This window comes from Streptomyces sp. NPDC002785 (assembly GCF_040295565.1).
In the GTDB taxonomy this organism is placed as follows: Bacteria; Actinomycetota; Actinomycetes; order Streptomycetales; family Streptomycetaceae; genus Streptomyces.
This window is the reverse complement of sequence record NZ_JBEOVN010000167.1, coordinates 1-17,080: the sequence shown is the minus strand read 5'-3', so window position 1 is coordinate 17,080 and position 17,080 is coordinate 1. Positions and strand designations below refer to the sequence as shown.

18 protein-coding genes and 2 pseudogenes are annotated in these 17,080 nt (G+C 69.6%); 9 read left to right on the top strand and 11 right to left on the bottom strand.

From position 1 onward, the window contains the following. The 3 genes from ABTZ94_RS29080 to ABTZ94_RS29070 all read left to right on the top strand — a co-directional run. Window positions 1-747, top strand: a 747-nt coding sequence (locus ABTZ94_RS29080) for a chitosanase (protein ID WP_351205023.1), incomplete at its 5' end; no start/stop codon positions are given. A 189-nt stretch (window positions 748-936) separates the two neighbouring features. Further along, window positions 937-1,245: an SH3 domain-containing protein gene (locus ABTZ94_RS29075; RefSeq protein WP_351205021.1), complete on the top strand. Its 309-nt coding sequence runs from the start codon at window positions 937-939 to the stop codon at window positions 1,243-1,245. Between the two features lie 171 nt (window positions 1,246-1,416). Further along, on the top strand, window positions 1,417-2,295 hold the full coding sequence (locus ABTZ94_RS29070; protein WP_351205019.1) for a chitosanase: 879 nt from the start codon (window positions 1,417-1,419) through the stop codon (window positions 2,293-2,295). A gap of 171 nt (window positions 2,296-2,466) precedes the next feature. Here the strand turns inward: ABTZ94_RS29070 and ABTZ94_RS29065 are convergent, their stop codons facing one another. The 8 genes and pseudogenes from ABTZ94_RS29065 to ABTZ94_RS29030 all read right to left on the bottom strand — a co-directional run bounded on the left by ABTZ94_RS29065 (window position 2,467) and on the right by ABTZ94_RS29030 (window position 8,110). Further along, window positions 2,467-3,864, bottom strand: a complete 1,398-nt coding sequence (locus tag ABTZ94_RS29065; protein ID WP_351205017.1) for an 8-oxoguanine deaminase — start codon at window positions 3,862-3,864, stop codon at window positions 2,467-2,469. 44 nt (window positions 3,865-3,908) lie between these two features. After that, window positions 3,909-4,057 (bottom strand): annotated as a pseudogene (locus tag ABTZ94_RS29060) (purine permease); the annotation flags it as partial. Between the two features lie 52 nt (window positions 4,058-4,109). Continuing rightward, window positions 4,110-5,063, bottom strand: a complete 954-nt coding sequence (gene pucL / locus ABTZ94_RS29055) for a factor-independent urate hydroxylase (protein WP_351205015.1) — start codon at window positions 5,061-5,063, stop codon at window positions 4,110-4,112. A 7-nt stretch (window positions 5,064-5,070) separates the two neighbouring features. Then, window positions 5,071-5,475 carry a hydroxyisourate hydrolase gene (gene uraH, locus ABTZ94_RS29050; RefSeq protein WP_351205013.1) on the bottom strand — a complete coding sequence of 135 codons (405 nt, stop codon included), beginning with the start codon at window positions 5,473-5,475 and terminating at the stop codon, window positions 5,071-5,073. A gap of 5 nt (window positions 5,476-5,480) precedes the next feature. Next, a complete protein-coding gene (gene uraD, locus ABTZ94_RS29045) occupies window positions 5,481-5,990 on the bottom strand; it encodes a 2-oxo-4-hydroxy-4-carboxy-5-ureidoimidazoline decarboxylase (RefSeq protein WP_351205011.1) in 510 nt (169 codons plus the stop codon). 191 nt (window positions 5,991-6,181) lie between these two features. Then, complete coding sequence (locus ABTZ94_RS29040; RefSeq protein WP_351205009.1) at window positions 6,182-6,559, bottom strand: helix-turn-helix domain-containing protein; 378 nt, start codon at window positions 6,557-6,559, stop codon at window positions 6,182-6,184. Beyond that, entirely contained in the window at window positions 6,556-6,795 is a 240-nt protein-coding gene (locus ABTZ94_RS29035) for a YkoF family thiamine-binding protein (RefSeq protein WP_351205027.1), read from the bottom strand. Before ABTZ94_RS29035 ends, ABTZ94_RS29040 begins: the two co-directional genes overlap by 4 nt. A gap of 109 nt (window positions 6,796-6,904) precedes the next feature. Further along, window positions 6,905-8,110 carry a lactonase family protein gene (locus ABTZ94_RS29030; protein WP_351205007.1) on the bottom strand — a complete coding sequence of 402 codons (1,206 nt, stop codon included), beginning with the start codon at window positions 8,108-8,110 and terminating at the stop codon, window positions 6,905-6,907. Between the two features lie 483 nt (window positions 8,111-8,593). On the opposite strand from ABTZ94_RS29030, the gene ABTZ94_RS29025 reads away from it, so the two are divergent. The 3 genes from ABTZ94_RS29025 to ABTZ94_RS29015 all read left to right on the top strand — a co-directional run bounded on the left by ABTZ94_RS29025 (window position 8,594) and on the right by ABTZ94_RS29015 (window position 10,244). Further along, window positions 8,594-9,304 (top strand): hypothetical protein, encoded by a 711-nt coding sequence (locus tag ABTZ94_RS29025; protein ID WP_351205025.1) that lies wholly within the window; start codon window positions 8,594-8,596, stop codon window positions 9,302-9,304. Between the two features lie 87 nt (window positions 9,305-9,391). Next, window positions 9,392-9,946: a GNAT family N-acetyltransferase gene (locus tag ABTZ94_RS29020; RefSeq protein ID WP_351205005.1), complete on the top strand. Its 555-nt coding sequence runs from the start codon at window positions 9,392-9,394 to the stop codon at window positions 9,944-9,946. A 76-nt stretch (window positions 9,947-10,022) separates the two neighbouring features. Then, a complete protein-coding gene (locus ABTZ94_RS29015) occupies window positions 10,023-10,244 on the top strand; it encodes a hypothetical protein (RefSeq protein WP_351205003.1) in 222 nt (73 codons plus the stop codon). Between the two features lie 19 nt (window positions 10,245-10,263). On the opposite strand, the gene ABTZ94_RS29010 is transcribed toward ABTZ94_RS29015, so the two are convergent. Both ABTZ94_RS29010 and ABTZ94_RS29005 read right to left on the bottom strand, forming a co-directional pair. Beyond that, window positions 10,264-11,871: an AMP-binding protein gene (locus tag ABTZ94_RS29010; protein WP_351205001.1), complete on the bottom strand. Its 1,608-nt coding sequence runs from the start codon at window positions 11,869-11,871 to the stop codon at window positions 10,264-10,266. Further along, a complete protein-coding gene (locus ABTZ94_RS29005; RefSeq protein WP_351204999.1) occupies window positions 11,868-13,544 on the bottom strand; it encodes an AMP-binding protein in 1,677 nt (558 codons plus the stop codon). Before ABTZ94_RS29005 ends, ABTZ94_RS29010 begins: the two co-directional genes overlap by 4 nt. A gap of 132 nt (window positions 13,545-13,676) precedes the next feature. Between ABTZ94_RS29005 and ABTZ94_RS29000 the strand changes: the two genes are divergently transcribed. Next, the gene (locus ABTZ94_RS29000; protein WP_351204997.1) at window positions 13,677-14,519 is read left to right on the top strand and encodes a response regulator transcription factor; all 843 of its coding nucleotides are present in this window, start codon (window positions 13,677-13,679) and stop codon (window positions 14,517-14,519) included. 165 nt (window positions 14,520-14,684) lie between these two features. On the opposite strand, the gene ABTZ94_RS28995 is transcribed toward ABTZ94_RS29000, so the two are convergent. After that, complete coding sequence (locus tag ABTZ94_RS28995; protein ID WP_351204995.1) at window positions 14,685-15,845, bottom strand: winged helix DNA-binding domain-containing protein; 1,161 nt, start codon at window positions 15,843-15,845, stop codon at window positions 14,685-14,687. An 85-nt stretch (window positions 15,846-15,930) separates the two neighbouring features. Between ABTZ94_RS28995 and ABTZ94_RS28990 the strand changes: the two are divergent. Together ABTZ94_RS28990 and ABTZ94_RS28985 are read left to right on the top strand one after the other, a co-directional pair. After that, a pseudogene (locus tag ABTZ94_RS28990) lies at window positions 15,931-16,150 on the top strand (DMT family transporter); the annotation flags it as partial. A gap of 212 nt (window positions 16,151-16,362) precedes the next feature. Continuing rightward, window positions 16,363-16,788, top strand: a complete 426-nt coding sequence (locus ABTZ94_RS28985) for a cold-shock protein (protein WP_351204993.1) — start codon at window positions 16,363-16,365, stop codon at window positions 16,786-16,788. The last annotated feature ends 292 nt before the right edge of the window (window positions 16,789-17,080 follow it).

Sequence of the window (17,080 nt, the reverse complement as noted above, 5' to 3'; positions counted from 1 at the left end):
GCCGGGTCCGCCAGGGGCGGACCGGAAGCCGGGCTCGACGATCCGGCGAAGAAGGAGATCGCCATGCAGCTGGTCTCCAGCGCGGAGAACTCCTCGCTCGACTGGAAGGCCCAGTACAAGTACATCGAGGACATCGGCGACGGCCGCGGCTACACCGCGGGCATCATCGGCTTCTGCTCCGGCACCGGCGACATGCTGAAGGTTGTCGAGCGGTACGCGGCGGCGCGTCCCGGCAATCCGCTGGAACGGTTCCTCCCCGCCCTGCGCGCCGTGCGGGGCAGCGATGCGCACGACGGGCTCGGACGGCCGTTCACCGAGGCGTGGGCCGACGCGGCCGACGACCCCGCCTTCCGGTCGGCGCAGGACGCCGAGCGCGACCGGTCGTACTTCGACCCGGCGCTCGCCCGGGCCGAGGCGGACGGACTCGGCGCCCTGGGACAGTTCATCTACTACGACGCCTATGTGATGCACGGGTACGGCGACACGGACGGCACGGTCGGCTTCCGTACGATCCGCCGCGAGGCGATCGCCACGGCCGCGCCACCGGCGCGCGGCGGGGACGAGGCGGCCTATCTGAACGCCTTCCTCGACGCCCGCGTCGCAGCGATGCGTAAAGAGCCCTCGCACTCCGACACCAGCCGGATCGAGACGGCCCAGCGGGTGTTCGTGAGCGAGGGCAGGTTCGGGCTTGAGACACCGCTGCGGTGGCGGGTGTACGGCGACAGATACCGGATCGATGCCCGTTAAACCCGTGATCGACGGGCGCGGGAAGCGTCCGCCGCGCTGGCTGCGTACGCCGGTGCTCATGCCATTTGACCTGTGCTTTCGCTCCTGCATGAAGGCTGATCCGAAGCCGTGACCCGAGGGTCGGCCGCTCCGTTGAGGCTGACGAACGGCGCACGCGGATGTGAGCCGGGACACGGAGGAGAGAAGCGCATGATGAAGAAGATGATGCTGGCCGCGACGGTCATGGCCGCCGGTCTGGGGCTGACCCTCAGCCCCGCCGCCCAGGCAGTGCAGAGCCCCGCCGCCGTACAGGCCGCGAAGGCTCCGGCCGCGGTCTGCACCGTCAACGACAACGGGGTGAACTTCCGCGGCGGACCGGGCTCCGAGTACCCGGTCATGGGTCAGGTGAACCGGGGTCAGAAACTCAACTCCCGTGGCCAGCAGGGCAACTGGATCATGGGTGACCTGTGGGGCGGCCCCACGGGCGTCTGGATCCACACGGCGTATCTCGACTGCTGAGGCCAACACGCATCGGCCCCGCGTCGCGCTTTCCGCGCGATTGCGGGGCCTTCCTGCGTCCCGGGTCACCTCCCCAACTCCCTTACGTCGAAGGGGTGTACGGCACTCCCTCCACTCTGATAGGAAAGCTTCCTAACAGACCGAGAACGACGAACTCCCTTTGGAGGACTGGTGCACGCTCCCCATAAGCGCACCGCACGTCGCAACACCCGCTCCGCGCGCATCGCGGTCTTCGCTGTCGGCTTGACCCTCACGGCGATACCCGTCACGGCCTACGCCGGTGCCCCCTCCCACCCGGCGGTGCATCAGCAGACGGCGGTGGCCCGTCAGGCCGCCGCCGCGACCGGGCTCGACGATCCGGCGAAGAAGGAGATCGCCATGCAGCTGGTCTCCAGCGCGGAGAACTCCTCACTCAACTGGAAGGCCCAGTACAAGTACATCGAGGACATCGACGACGGCCGCGGCTACACCGCGGGCATCATCGGCTTCTGCTCCGGCACCGGCGACATGCTCGACCTCGTCGAGCTGTACACCCAGCGCAAGCCGGGCAACGTCCTCGCGAAGTACCTCCCCGCGCTGCGGAAGGTCAACGGCACCGACTCGCACAGCGGCCTCGACCCGAACTTCAAGAAGGACTGGGCGACCGCCGCGTCCGACTCGGCCTTCAAGCAGGCGCAGAACGACGAGCGGGACCGGGTGTACTTCAACCCGGCGGTCAGCCAGGGCAAGGCCGACGGCATCGGCACGCTGGGCCAGTTCGCCTACTACGACGCCATCGTCATGCACGGCGACGGCGGCGACAGCACCAGCTTCAGCTCCATCCGCAAGCGGGCCCTCGCGAAGGCGAAGCCGCCGGCCCAGGGCGGCAACGAGGTCACGTATCTCAATGCCTTCCTGGACGCCCGCGTCTGGGCGATGCAGCAGGAGGAGGCCCACTCGGACACCAGCCGGGTGGACACCGCCCAGCGGGTCTTCCTGAAGAAGGGCAATCTGAACCTGAATCCGCCGCTCGACTGGAAGGTGTACGGCGACAGCTACCACATCGGCTGACGCACCCCCGGGTCACGGCTGTGGCGCGTACGGCAGCACCCGTCGGGGTCGCCGTACGCCGCCACAGCGCCGTACCGTCCGAAGCCGGGTTCGGTCGGTGTGCGGCCACCAAAGCCGCGGCCGGCGGGCTCCGCCCCTGCGGCGACGGATCCGAGTTGGCGCCCCGGAGCGTCAGGCTCCGGCGGCGATCCGCGCGAGGCGGCGGGCCTCGTCGCGGGTGGCGCGGGCGATGGCGTCCTCGTCCGCGGTGATCAGGCGGTTGCCCTCGACGACCGGCTTGCCGTTGACGAGGGAGAGGGTGACGGGGGCCGCGGCACCGAAGACGAGTGCGGTCACCGGGTCGGCGATGGAGGCGTGGGCGAGGGTGTCCAGCTTCCAGAGCACCAAGTCGGCGAGCTTGCCGGGCTCCAGGGAGCCGATCTGGTCGGCGCGGCCGAGTACTTGGGCGCCACCGTACGTTCCCAGGCGCAGGGCCTGACGGGCATTCAGGGCCTTTTCGCGGTGGGCGCCGAGGCGGTTGATGAGCAGGGCGTTGCGCAGTTCGGTGTGGAGTTCGCCGGACTCGTTGGAGGCGGTGCCGTCGACGCCGAGGCCGACCGGGACGCCCGCGGCGAGCATGTCGGGCACCCGGGCGATCCCCGCGGCGAGCCGGGCGTTGGACGAGGGGCAGTGCGCCACACCCGTTCCGGTGCGGGCGAAGGCGGCGATGTCGGAGTCGTTCATATGGACGCAGTGCGCCATCCATACGTCGTCGCCGAGCCAGCCGGTCGACTCGAAGTAGTCGGTCGGGCCCATCCCGAACAGCTCGTGGCAGAATTTCTCCTCCTCCACGGTCTCCGAACCGTGGGTGTGCATGCGCACTCCCTTGCGACGGGCCAACTCGGCTCCCTGTCGCAGCAGTTCGGTGGAGATGGAGAACGGGGAGCAGGGTGCGACGGCGACCTGGGTCATCGCGTCGAACGAGGCGTCGTGGTGCGCATCGACGGTCGCCTCGGTTCCGGCGAGAGCATCGTCGAGGGTCTCCACGGCGAAGTCCGGCGGCAGCCCGCCGTCCTTCACGCTGCGGTCCATGGAGCCGCGGGCGAGTGTGAACCGTACGCCCATGTCCCGAGCGGCCCCGATGATGGCGCCGGACAGATCGCCGGCCCCGTGCGGGTAGACGTAGTGGTGGTCCATGGCAGTGGTGACGCCGCCGCGGGCCATCATGGCGAGCGAACCCTGCGCGGCGGCGCGGACCATCGGCTCGTCGATGCGCGCCCACGTCGGGTACAGCGCGACCAGCCAGTCGAACAGGTTGTGGTCGGTGGCGAGGCCGCGGGTGATCCACTGGTAGAAGTGGTGGTGCGTGTTGATCAGGCCGGGGGTGACCAGATGCCCGGTGGCGTCGATGCGGCGTACGACGTTTCCCAGGCCTTCGGGTACCCGGCCCGCGCCGACGGATTCGATGCGGTTGCCCGCGACGACGACGTGGCCCGAGGCGTACTCGGTGTCGTCGGCGTCCACAGTCGCGATCGAACCGTTCTCGATGACGATGCGTTCCACGTGCTCAGGGGCTGCCGATGCTGCCATGGCGCTTCCTCATTCTTTTCCGGCGATGTGGGCACGGCAGAACCCTAGGAGGATTTGAGTGCCGCAGCCGGGCGGCTGTGGCTGCCGAGTGGTGGAAGAACGGATTGAGCAGGACCGCGACGAGTGCTCCGGCGCTGATGCCGGAGCCCGGTACGGTCCGGGCCCCGGACGGGAATCCCGCGTAGAAGCCGCGGGAGCTCGTCCCCGGGGCCACTGCAGCGCCCCGGGGACTTTCGCCTCTCGCGTCAGAGGTTGGTCATGTCGACCGGGATCTGCGGCTCGATACCGTCCCGCAGCACAGTGGCCTCGATCAGGCCGTACGGGCGGTCCGCCGCGAAGTAGACCTCGTTGTCGTTCTTGAGGCCGAACGGCTCCAGGTCCACCAGGAAGTGATGCTTGTTCGGCAGCGAGAAGCGGATCTCGTCGACCTCGCTGCGGCTGTCGATGACGCGCGAACCCATCTGGTACAGGGTCTGCTGCAGGGAGAGGGAGTACGTCTCGGCGAAGGCCTGGAGCATGTGCCTGCGCGTCTGCTCGTAGGACTTCTCCCAGTTCGGCATCCGCGCGTCGTCGCTGGTCCAGTTGTACCGCCACTTGGCGGACACCTCGGTCGCGAGGATGCGGTCGTACGCCTCCTTGAGCATCGTGTACTTGTCCTTGACGTAGCCCCAGAACTCGGAGTTGGTGGAGTTCATCACCACGAGGTCCCCGAGCCCCGAGATGATCTGCCACTTCTCGCCGTCGAAAGTGATCTGGGTGGTGCGCGTCTCCTGGCCCCTGCGTACGAAGGAGTGCTTGCCCTCGCCGGCGCCGACGAACTGCGAGTTGGCCTCCGAGGCGGCGATGCGCTCCCAGGCGTACTCCTCGATCCGGATCCTGGCCGTCCTGATCGGCTCCTGCGACGTCACGAAGTGACGGGCGAGGTGGATGCCGAACTGCTCGGCCGACTCGATGCCGTGTTCCTTGGCGAACGCGTACACCGTGTTCTTGGTGGTGTCCGTCGGCAGGACGTGGGCGTTGGAGCCGGAGTAGTGGACATCGTCCATATCGCCGGAGAGGGCGATGGAGACGTTCAGGTCCTTGATGTGGTGGGTGTCGCCGTCCCGCGTGATCCTGACGACGCGATTGCCTGCTTTGCCGTACTGGTTCTGGCCGAGAATCGCAGGGCGGGGGCGGGGGCGGTGGGAATCGGCGGTCATGTCGGTGCTAGCTCCCTCGGTAAACGGAGTAGCCGAACGGGTTGAGCAGCAGTGGTACGTGATAGTGCTCGCCCGGTACGACGGCGAAGGTGATCGCCACCTCCGGGAAGAACGCGCCGCTGTCCCTTACGTGCGGGGCGTCCTGCTGCGCCGCGGCTTGCTTCTTGGGACTGTGCTCATGGGCGAAGTACGTCTCGGTGTCGAAGTCGAGCCGTACGTGGGTGGTGCCCTCCGGCAGCACCGGCAGGTCCTTGCATCGCCCGTCCGCATCGGTCACGGAGCTGCCGAGCGTCACCCACGGCGCGTCGCTGCCGCCGCGGGCGGCGAGTGTGACGGGGACGTCTTCGGCGGGGCGGCCGATGCTGGTGTCCAGGATGTGCGTGGACACCGATGCGATGGTGTCGGTGTGCAAGACCGTCACTCTCCTTCTGTTACGAGACGGATCAGCCGGATGCGGTTGATCTTGCCCAGCTCGGTGCGCACGATCTCGCGCTCCTGCTCGGGCGAGTACCCGATCCGGGACTTCATCGCGTCGCGCATCTGCTCACCGGTGGCTCCGGTGGCGCAGATCAGGAAGACATGTCCGAACCGGTCCTGGTAGGCCAGGTTCAGTTCAAGCATCTCGGCCCTGAGCTCCTCGGTGGCACCGGCCATCCCCCGCTGTTCGCGGGAGGAGGCCGGGTCTGCGGGCTTCGGACGGCCGATCGGTGGGTGACCGGCCATCGCGTCGGCCAGATCCTTTGGGGTCAGCGCGGCCGTGGCGGTGTCACTGGCAAGGAGAAGGGCTTCTGCGGTGGCGTACGGGCGTCGGGAGAGGATCGCTCTCCCCCATGCCGCACTGGCGCACACCTCGTGCAACGCGGTGGTGGCCTCGTCGTCCGCCAGGGCGTTGAACCGGGTGAGGCCCGGTGTGGAGCTCGAAGTCACGGGAGCCTCCGTGGCTGTTTTCGCTGTGCGTTTCTTCGCGTCGCGTCATTCGGGCTGCGGATAGCTAACGCCCTCCACAACACCACGTCAACACTTTGTTGAAATTGCGCGCACGTAAAAGGCCGGCGCCCGATACTCCGGACGACGGCCTTCCGTGACCCTCCACGGCCTCCGCTCACCTACGGCCTCAACTACTCGTCTCTGGCAGCGTTTTCCCTGTTGAGGTAGTTGTAGATGGTGAAGCGGCTGACCCCCAGCGCACCCGCCGCCGTCTCCACACCGTGCCGCACGGAGAAGGCACCGCGTGCTTCCAGGGTCCGCACCACCGACTGCTTGGCCTTGCGGTCCAGCTCGGCGAGCGGCATGCCGTGACGGCGCTCCATGGCGGCCAGGATGTGGTCGAGCGATTCCGAGAGCTGGGGCAGCCGGACGGCTATCACGTCCTCGCCCTCCCAGGCCAGCACGACGTCATCGGACCGAGCCTGCTCGGGCCCGAGCAGTTCGGCACCCATGGCGTCGACGAGCGGCTTGAGCGCGGCAACGAGGGGGTGGTCCGCCGGTTCGGTCACTTCGAGCCCTCCCCGATGACATTGACCTGGAGCGACACCCGGGTGGCACCCGATGCCAGCGCTCTGCGCAGCAGGGAGTCCACCGCGGCGAGCACCTCGTCGGCGCCGCCCTCCGCCGTATTGCCGAAGGGGCCGACGTCCACGGCGTCCAGGTCGGCGGTCTGGATGACCTCGCGGGCGACGACCGCGTGGGCGGGAGCCTCATCGAGATCGAAGGGCTCGGTGGTGAACTCCACGCTCAAGCGCACTGTTCCTCCCTCATGCGTTCGCCACGTCTCGGTGGACCGGCGGCTCGGGCCCGACCCTAACGGACGAGCGCCGGGCCGTCCGGTGGCGGTTTCGCCCTCAGTCGCCGGCCGGGCCCGAGCTCCGGTACGGGAGCACGCAGACGGCCACTGGGGCGGGGAAGGCGTCGCCGGTGCGGGTCAGGCCGCCGCTTCGGGCGTCGACCCGGAACACCGTCACCGTGCTCGACCTCTGGTTGGCCGCGAAGAGCAGCTTCCCGTCCGGCGAGAAGGCGATCTGCCGGGGGAAGTCGCCGCCGACGGGCACGGTGTCGAGCAGCCGCAGCGCGGCCCCGTCGTCCTCGACGGCGTATCGCGTCAGGCTGTTGTGGCCCCGGTTGGCGAGGTAGGCGAACCGGCCGTCGCCGGTGACCAGGAACTGCGCGGGATAGCTGGCGCCGGCGCCGGTCCCGGTGGACTGCGCAGCGCCCGGGGACAAGGTGCCGGTGGCCGGGTCGTAGCCGCAGACGACCGCGGTGTTGTCGACCTCGCAGGCCAGGTAGGCGAAGCGGCCACCCGGGTGAAATGTGATGTGCCGGGGTCCGGCCCCGGGGCGCAGGGCCGCGCAGGAGACCTGGCCGAGCGTGCCGTGGTTCTCGTCGAGCCGGTACGTGTACACGGAGTCGTTGCCCAGGTCCACGGCGAGGATGTGGTCGCGGTCGGGGGTGGTGATGATCTGGTGGGCGTGCGGCCCGTCCTGGCCGGGGCCGGGGGGCGGCGCGGTGTGGGCGACCAGGTCAGTGGCCTCCCCCAGCGAGCCGTCGCCGCGAATGGGGTGCACCACGATGCTGGCGGAGGTGTAGTTCGCGGTGAGCAGCCACCTTCCCGTGGGGTGAACGGAGAGGTGGGTGGGCCCCGCCCCGCCCGTGCTGCGGGTTCCGAGCACTCGGTGGCTGCCGTCCGGCGAGAGGGCGACGGCCGTCACCCCGCCCCGGTCCTGCTCGTCGACCGCGTAGACGGTGGCGCCCGAGGGGTGCATGGCCAGGTACGAGGGGTTGTCGAGGCCGACGATCGTGGGGCCGGCGGAGATCGCGCCGGTGACGGAGTCGTACGAGGCCGTGCCGATTCCCTTACCGCCGCCCTCGGCCGAGGTGTAGGTACCGAGCAGCAGTTGCCGGCTGGTGCGCGGGCGCGACCGGACCGCGGGCACGGAGTCCGGCGCAGGCCCGGAAGGCCGTGAAGAGCCGGGCAGCGCAGGGGCCACAGACAGGGCGGCACCGGCGAACAGGGCTCCGAGGACGACGCGTCGGCTGGTGGCGTGGTTCATGCGAGGCACCTCGTGGGGGGGGTCGGCTGCATCGGATGCATCAGCCACCCTGGCCCGCCCCGCACCCCCTCAGCAACCGGCGCAATTCCGGCTTCACCTTGCGCAACCCTCACGAAGGCACCCGGCCCGAATTCCGGGCATCCCCCTCACAGCTCTACCAGCTCCGGGCAGCCTTCCGTTGGGCAGACACTAATTTCCGCAACGCGAAAGGAGTGTCGAAACCCTCGTGGGGCTACCTGGACCAGCGCTTCGATGCGAACCTTTCGATCCCCTTCACGGAACTCCCGCTCCTGGGTGAGCGGGGGGCGGCCTGTGCGCGCACCGGTCCACGAAGTACGCGAAGTCACTCTCCAGGACCTCGCTCTTGGTGGACCATGGGGGTACGGAGTGGAGTCGGCCCGTATCGGTCGGCGCCGGCGCGGCTCGCTGCGCCGAGGTGGCCTCGTCGCCGGGGCATGCACCCGGGGCCGGAGGGAGTTCATGGTGGAGTCGGTGCCGGTACGCTGTCCGGCCTGCCGCCGTGACCACACGTACAGCACCTCGGCCTATCCCTGTCCGTGCGGTGTGCCGACCGCCCCGCCCGTACTGCGCGGCGCCCCGGTCGTACCGATCACGCACCGTACCTGGAACGACGACTGGGTGACGGTGCGCTGTCGCGCCTGCGGGCGCCACGACCACTGGCCGCAGCCGGAGCTGTGCTGCCCGTGCGGGACGGTGCTGCGGATACCGATCCGGCCGGTGACGCAAACCGACAGCACCCCCGAACCCGCCGACGGGGCCCGTCCCGGCCGGCCCTCCCTCATTCCGCCGCCCCGGCCGGTGTTCCAGCCCCTGCCGATCCGTACCGCACGCGATGCGGTCGCAAGCGCCGCCCTGTATCTGAAATGGCTGGGCTACCGCGATGTCGTGCAGTCGGCGGATCGTCCCTCCGCGGGGATCGATCTGCGGGCCACCGGGCTGATCGCCCAGGTCGACGCTGTCACCCGCCCGACCATCCTGCGCGACGTCGAGTGCCTCTGGCTGAACGCGCTGAGCGCATCGGTCACGAGCGTCTTCTTCTCGCTCGCGGGGTACGAGCAGGACGCCGAAGCGCGCGCGGACGGCCTCGGTATCCCACTCTTCGTCATGGACCTCACGGGAACGCCGCAGCCGGTCAACAGCCCAGCGGACGAGCTGATCAGCACAGGCGCCTGAGACCGACCCGCGCATGGGGGGCGGTGCGACGCCGCGCCTCCATGTGCCGGTCGGTCTGCGCCCTGCCCGGACCGCCATACTGGCCCTATGCGTATCCGTACCGCCCGCCGCTCCGATCTCCCGCTGCTTCAGGACATCGAGCGCGCCGCAGGCGAACCGTTCCGCGCGCTCGGTATGTCCGCCATCGCGGACGACGATCCCCCGCCGCTCGGCCTGCTGGACGACTACCGCCGGGCCGGCCGCGCCTGGGTGGCCGCCGACCCCGACGACCGCCCGGCCGGCTACTTGATCGCCGACCCGGTGGACGACGCGGCCCACATCGAACAGGTCTCCGTCCATCCGTCCGCCGCACGGCGTGGCCTGGGCAGCACACTCATCGACCACCTCTCCGGGTGGGCGCGCGAGCGACGGTTGGGCGCGCTGACGCTGACGACCTTCTCCCATGTCCCGTGGAACGCGCCGTACTACGCCCGCCTCGGCTTCCGCACGCTGGGCGAGGCCGAACTCACCGACGGGCTGAAAAAGATCAGGGCGGAGGAGGCGGAGCACGGCCTGGACCGCTGGCCGAGGGTCTGCATGCGGCGCGAAATCCCGCACGCGGGGCACGACCCGCACCTCAGCGGAACCGAACGGCAACAGTGAGTGCAATCAGTCACGTTCGGGCCGTGGGCCACAAATGTTCGGTCGGTTGTCAGTGGCGGGCCTTAAGGTGGGACACATGGCTTTAACTCCACGGCACACATCACCCGCCGACCAGACACACACGACCCGACCGACGTCCCCGGCCGCCGCCGAGGCGAACGAGGCGATACGGGCTCTGGTCGACGCGCGAGCCGGACAGGACTGGTCCTCCGTGGAGTCCGCCGCCTATGAAGTACTGCTGATCGAATGGGCGGCCGCGACCCGGGGCGCTGCCGGCGACATCATCGAGGCCGCCTGACAACGCCCGGGCGATCGGCCTACCGGCCGTAGCTCTCCCGCAGTTCGATCTTGCGGACCTTCCCGCTGACCGTCATCGGGAAGGTCTCCAGGAGCTGCAGCCGTCGCGGGATCTTGTAGTGCGCCAGCTGCTCGCGGCAGTAGTCCGTCACCTCTTCCAGGGTCGGCGGGTTCGCCGGGTCCCTCGGGATGACACAGGCCAGGACCTCCTCCCCGTAGGTGTCGTCGGGTACGCCCACCACCTGCACATCGGCGACCTTCGGGTGGCTGTGGAGGAACTCCTCGATCTCCCGCGGATATACGTTCTCACCACCGCGGATGATCATGTCCTTGATCCGGCCGACGATCTGCACGTAGCCGTCCTCCCGCATCACCGCGAGGTCCCCGGTGTGCATCCAGCGGCCCGCGTCTATCGCTTCCGCGGTGCGCTCGGGCTGCTCCCAGTAGCCGAGCATCACGCTGTAGCCGCGGGTGCAGAGTTCGCCCGCCGCACCGCGCTCCAGGGTCACGCCGGTCACCGGGTCGACGACCTTGACCTCGATGTGCGGCATGACGCGGCCGACGGTGCCGGTGCGGCGCTCCAGGTCGTCGTCGCGGCGGGTCTGGGTGGAGACCGGCGAGGTCTCCGTCATGCCGTAGCAGATGGACACCTCGTCCATGTGCATCTCGGCGACGACCCGTTTCATCACCTCGACCGGGCAGGGCGATCCGGCCATGATGCCGGTGCGCAGCGAGGAGAGGTCGTACGAGGCGAAGTCGGGGAGGTTCAGCTCCGCGATGAACATGGTGGGGACGCCGTAGAGCGAGGTGCAGCGCTCCTGTTGAACGGCGGCGAGCACGGCGGCGGCCTCGAAGGAGGGGGACGGAATCACGATGCAGGCGCCGTGCGAGGTGATGCCGAGGTTGCCCATGACCATGCCGAAGCAGTGGTAGAAGGGAACGGGAAGACAGACCCGGTCCTGTTCTGTGTAGGCGACCAGCTCCCCCACGAAGTAGCCGTTGTTGAGGATGTTGTGGTGGGAGAGGGTGGCGCCCTTGGGGAAGCCGGTGGTGCCGGAGGTGTACTGGATGTTGATCGGATCGTCGCAGGACAACTCCGCTTCCCGGGCGGCAAGCTGCTCCGCCGTCACGGCTCCGGCAACGGCCAGCAGCTCGTCCCAGGACGGGTCGCCGATGTAGTGCACGGCGCGCAGGGCGGGGCAGCCCGCGCGGACCTGGTCGATCAGGGCGCGGTAGTCACTGGTGCGGTGCGAGAGCGAGGAGACGAGGAGTGAGATCCCGGCCTGCTTCAGTACGTACTCCAGCTCGTGCGCCCGGTAGGCCGGGTTGAGGTTGACCATGACGGCGCCGATGCGGGCGGTGGCGTACTGCACGAGCACCCACTCGGGGCAGTTGATCGCCCAGATCCCGACCCGGTCCCCCTTGGCCACCCCCGACGCCATCAGCGCTCGCGCCAGCTCGTCGACCGCCGCGCCGAATTCTGCGTATGTCCAGCGTCGCCCCGATGTGACGTCGACGAGCGCCTCGCGCTGACCGAACGCCTCGACCGCGCGGTCGAGATTCCGTCCAATGGTGTCGCCGAGCAGCGCCGTGGTGCCGGTGCCGTGCGCGTAGGACTGCTCGCTCATCGCAGATCCCCCTCGTCGTACTCGGTGCCGGTGCCCCGGGCCGTGCGTTCGCGCAGTTCGATGCGGCGGATCTTGCCGGAGACGGTCTTGGGCAGCTCGGCGAACTCCAGCCGTCGGACTCGCTTGTACGGGGCGAGGACCGCCCGGGAGTGCTCGAAAATCACCTTCGCCGTGTCCGGTCCGGGCTCCCAGCCCTCCGCGAGCACGATGTACGCCTTCGGCACCGCGAGCCGTACCGGATCGGGGGCCGGGACGACGGCGGCCTCGGCGACCGCCTCGTGCTCCAGCAGGGCGCTCTCCAGCTCGAAGGGCGAGATCTTGTAGTCGGATGCCTTGAAGACGTCGTCGGCGCGGCCGACATAGGTGATGTAGCCGTCCTCGTCGCGGGAGCCGATGTCACCGGTGCGGTAGTAGCCGCCCGCCATGGCCTGGGCGGTCCGGTCCGGGTCGCCGTGGTAACCGGTCATCAGACCCATCGGACGGTCCGACAGATCGAGGGAGATCTCGCCCTCGGCCGCGCCGGGCTCGCCGGTGACCGGGTCGAGAAGCTCGACCTTGAAGCCGGGGCTGGGCCGGCCCATCGACCCGGCCTTCAGCAGCTGGCCCGGGGTGTTGGCGACCTGGACTGCGGTCTCGGTCTGGCCGAAGCCGTCCCGGATGGTGACGCCCCAGGTGCGCCGCACCGTCTCGATGACCTCCGGGTTCAGCGGCTCACCAGCCGCGACAACCTCGCGCGGCGGGGTCTTCAGCTGGGAGAGGTCGGCCTGGATCAGCATCCGCCAGACGGTGGGCGGGGCGCAGAAGCTGGTGACGCCCGAGCGGTCCATCTCGGCCATCAGCCGACCCGCGTCGAAGCGGGTGTAGTTGAAGATGAAGACGGTCGCCTCGGCGCTCCAGGGCGCGAAGAGATTCGACCAGGCGTGCTTGGCCCAGCCGGGCGAGGAGATGTTGAGGTGGACGTCCCCGGGCTTGAGGCCGATCCAGTACATCGTCGACAAGTGGCCCACGGGGTAGGAGACATGTGTGTGCTCGACGAGCTTGGGGCTGGCGGTCGTACCGGAGGTGAAGTAGAGCATCAGCGGCTCGTCGGCGTCGGTCTCCCGGTCCGCCCCGAAGGTCTCCGGCTGGTCGTCGGCGTCGGTGTACGACAGCCAGCCGGGCACGTTGGCGCCGACCGAGATCCGGGTGTAGTCGCCGGGCACCTCGTCGAACTTGGCGGTGTCGGTGTCCCGCACCAGGACGTGCCGGACCCGGCCGCGCTCCACCCGGTCACGCAGATCGACCGGGCCGAGGAGCGGGGTGGCGGGGATGACGACGGCGCGCAGCTTCATCGCGGCGAGGGCCGTCTCCCACAGCTCGACCTGGTTGCCGAGCATGACGAGGATGCGGTCCCCGGCCTGTACCCCCTGGGCGCGAAGCCAGTTCGCGGCCTGGTTGGAGCGGGCGGACATCCGGGCGAAGGACACCTCGGTACGGCCGCCGTCCTCCTCCACGATGTGCAGGGCGGTGCGGTCGTTGTTCTCGGCGACGGCGTCGAACCAGTCGAGCGCCCAGTTGAAATGGTCGGTCCGGGGCCAGCGGAACCCCTCGTAGGCCGCGTCGTAGTCCTCGCGGTGCTGCAGCAGAAAGTCCCGGGCGGCCCGGAACGTTTCCGTCGCGCTGGTTGCCGACATGTGCCCTCCTCATTGCGGACCGGACCGGTCGCTTAACATCATGTAAACAGTGACCCAGCTCTCACCACCCCCGAACGGGGGTGCAGCGAGCGGGGCTGCCGAGCCCCCGGAGCCGGGCAGAGAGGCGGCAGTGTGCCGGAATCCGTCGATGCGGTCGAGATGCAAGCAGCGCTGCTGCGGCTGCGCCGGACCAGTGGGCTTCCCGTGGCCTTCGGCGGGCTGCTCTCGGACGCCCGGCATGCCCGGATCGCCGAGCTGAACGGGGCGCAGACCACCGCCCTGCGCGGGCTCGTCATCTCGGCGGGCAGCGGGCTCGGGGGCAAGTCGATCGCCCTGTCCCGTCCGTGCGCGGTGACCGACTACCGCTCCTCGCGCCACATCAGCCACGAGTACGACATGGCAGTCGCGGCGGAGGGCCTGCGCTCGGTGGTCGCGGTGCCCGTCGTCGTACGGCGCAAGGTGCGCGGCGTGCTGTACGGGGCGCTGCGCGAGCCGATCGCGCTCGGGGACCGTACGTTCGACGCGGCGGTCGCCGCTGCCCGCGATGTGGAGCAGACCCTGGCTGTACGGGACGAGGTGCAGCAGCTCCTGTCCGTGGCCCGGGAGCAGGTCACGGACCCGAGGGCGGCGCCGGAGGCCTGGGAGGACGTCCGCGAGGCCCATCGCGAACTGCGTGCCCTGATCCCGAAGGTCGTCGACCCGGCGCTGCGCGACGAGTTGCTCTCGGTGTGCGGGCGGCTCGCCTCGGCGGCCGGGGCCCGCGCGCCGAAGCCCTGCGGGGTACACCTGGCGCCGCGCGAGGTGGACGTGCTGGCCTGCGTGGCGGCGGGAACGACGAACGCGGTGGCGGCGGAGCGGCTGGGGCTGCGGCCGGAGACGGTGAAGGGGTATCTACGTTCGGCGATGCGCAAGCTGGGTGCGCATACGCGTCTGGAGGCGGTGGTGGCGGCACGGCGCGCGGGGGTGCTTCCGTAGCGGTGCTGGGCAATGTGGCCGGGCAGCTGCGTCCTGGTGGCGGCGGTCGCGCCGGGGATCGGTCCGCCCGTTCGGAGCGGCGGCTCTCGATGATCGGTCTGGGCGTGACAGTGGCGGCGACCGGCCGTACGGACTGAACCCGGTTGACCACGCGCCGCTCACTGCTCACTGCCCGAAGTCGACGAACGTCGTGAACCGGATGTCGTATCCGTTCGCGTCGGTGACTGCCGTCGTCATGGTGGAGAGCATCGATACGGCCTCTTCCGTGACGGCGTCGCGATCGGCCCGGCTCAGCCTGCCGAGCGGCTGCACGGTGAGGGTCGTGACCCCGGAACCGGAACCTGCCCCGTTGCCGTCGCCGAGGCGCCAGATCGCCGCGAGGAACCCGTCGACCAGCACGGTGCCGTATGCCTGGTTGCCGTTTCCGTTGCGCCCCCGGTACTGCGGCGGAATGACGCGCGTACGGTCCGCATGGCCGAGCAGCACGTTGTCGAACTCGGGCAGGAAGCGCGGCGGGGCGGGGGTGTCCTCGTCAGGGCGCGGGGCGTCCGGCAGATCGAAGAGCTCGACGCCGTTCTCGTCCCGGAAGGTAATGAGCTGCGGCCGCAGCCGTTCGAAGACGTCCCGCAGCCGGGTCAGTCCGGCCCACGTCTGCATGTCCTGCACGGATGCGGGCCCGAAGGCGCCGAGATAGCGCAGCACGGTGGCATCGGGTGCGGGGACCGGTTCCGACGGGCTGCCGAGCCAGTGTTCGGCGGTGGTCAGCGCGACCCGGCCGCTCTTTCCCCATACCCCGCGCGGAGTGACCTGGACCAGCGGCAGCAGACAGCGGGCGGCCACGCCCAGCGCCTGCGGGTCGGCGTCAGGCCACTCGACGAGCAGCGCCTCGCGGATCTCCTTGGGGGTACGGGGCCGCTCCTCGACGAGCTTCCTGCCGATCGCCCCGAGCCGGTCCAGGTCCACCCCGACGAGTCCCTTGCGGAACATCTTGAGTTCCCGGTCGCGCGCGGCCTGGACGAGCGGGCGCAGCGTGAGCGCGTCGGCAGCGGTGTGCAGGTGGATGGTGGAGCGCATGGTGACGATACGGACCACCTCGCGGGACTCCATCAGCCCGGCGAGCTCGGCGGGGGCGAAGCCGTCGAGGCGGGCGAAGAGCTGGTAGTACGGCGGCTTGGTGTTCTGCGCCTGGAGGCCGACCAGATACCCGACGGCGTCCTTCGCGGACATCGCGGTCCGGCGCAGCAACATCTGGCGCTCCAGCGTGGCGCGGCCCAGCGCGCGCGGGGAGAGCACGGCGGGTGCGGCGGGGTTCTTCTTCGCGGCCATGCAAGGAACGCTACGCGGACTTGCGGACATCTTCGGTCCTCATGGGGGCCGCGCTGCGACCCGTCACACCGCCGTACCGCCGCCCTACACCACCGCCGCGGCCGGAGTAGGCGCGCTGTTCCTCCTCCAGAACGCCCTCCAGGCGGGCATGCCGGTGGCCGTCCAGCCGCCGCTGACCCTTGATGATTGCGCTGATCAGCGTCCTGTACGGCGTGACATTGTTCAGCGAGGAACTGCGCACCGGGTGGTGGGTGCTGCCCGAACTGGTCGCGCGCAGCCTGGACCACGGTGGGCGCTCGCCCTGATCACGGTGGGCCGCATCGCGCCGGCGTCCGCAACCGCACCCCCGCCCGCACACAAGCCCAGGTGCTCCGGCCGCTGCCCGGCCGGAAGCCCTCGCCCCGGTCCGGGCGATTCTCCGCGATCGGGTCGCGCGGCCCGACTGCGCAGGGCTATTCTCCAGTCGAGCCATGTGTGGCAAACGGGCAAGGGGCCCGGTTCTTTCTTGGGGGTTGGTGTGGTTTCTGGTCGCGTGGTGCGGTTCGACGGCGCACGAGGATACGGGTTCATCTCACCCGATCACGGCGGTGAGGATGTGTTTCTCCATGTGAACGACATGTTGATCCCGGAGTCCTACGTACACACGGGTACGGCGGTCGAGTTCGAGATCGAGGACGGTGACCGCGGACTGAAGGCGTCGTCCGTCCGGCTCGCCGAGGGTCCCGACGGGAAGCCGCTGACCCCTCCCAGACCCGCTGCGGTCAACGGTTCCGGGTCGGCGGACGACGACACCTTGTGCGATGTACTCAGTGCGGCCGAGTACACCAAGGAGGTGACAGATGTCCTGCTGGAGTCGGCACCTTCGCTGACGGGGGATCAGATCCTGCAGGTCCGGAGCGGGTTGCTGCAGTTCGCCAAGAATCACGGCTGGACCGAGGGCTAGGGCGTGTGTCGAAAGTAGCGTCGTCCGCCCGCAGGGCGGGGCCGGGGGCGTCCGGTGCGTGCGATCGCAAGGCGGAGGCAGGAGAGCGCAGCGGGCTGCGCCGACGACCGACAACGCAGCGAGGATGGGGTCTCCCCTGCTCGAGCGAAAGCCGAGAGCCAGGCGCCCCCGGCCAGACGGGACTTTCGACACACGCCCTAGTAGGGCTTTGTTAGGTACCCCGGATAATCAAGCAGGAGTAGGGTTGTGATCTTCTTTCAGGTGTGACTCCTGAGGAGATGGAAGAGGTCCG

Bases quoted from the DNA above. Each gene is read 5' to 3' on its own strand.
- ABTZ94_RS29075 (WP_351205021.1), top strand. From the start codon at position 937: ATGATGAAGAAGATGATGCTGGCCGCGACGGTCATGGCCGCCGGTCTG.
- ABTZ94_RS29065 (WP_351205017.1), bottom strand. From the start codon at position 3,864: ATGGCAGCATCGGCAGCCCCTGAGCACGTGGAACGCATCGTCATCGAG.
- pucL (WP_351205015.1), bottom strand. From the start codon at position 5,063: ATGACCGCCGATTCCCACCGCCCCCGCCCCCGCCCTGCGATTCTCGGC.
- ABTZ94_RS29030 (WP_351205007.1), bottom strand. From the start codon at position 8,110: ATGAACCACGCCACCAGCCGACGCGTCGTCCTCGGAGCCCTGTTCGCC.
- ABTZ94_RS29020 (WP_351205005.1), top strand. From the start codon at position 9,392: ATGCGTATCCGTACCGCCCGCCGCTCCGATCTCCCGCTGCTTCAGGAC.
- ABTZ94_RS29015 (WP_351205003.1), top strand. From the start codon at position 10,023: ATGGCTTTAACTCCACGGCACACATCACCCGCCGACCAGACACACACG.
- ABTZ94_RS29010 (WP_351205001.1), bottom strand. From the start codon at position 11,871: ATGAGCGAGCAGTCCTACGCGCACGGCACCGGCACCACGGCGCTGCTC.
- ABTZ94_RS29005 (WP_351204999.1), bottom strand. From the start codon at position 13,544: ATGTCGGCAACCAGCGCGACGGAAACGTTCCGGGCCGCCCGGGACTTT.
- ABTZ94_RS28995 (WP_351204995.1), bottom strand. From the start codon at position 15,845: ATGGCCGCGAAGAAGAACCCCGCCGCACCCGCCGTGCTCTCCCCGCGC.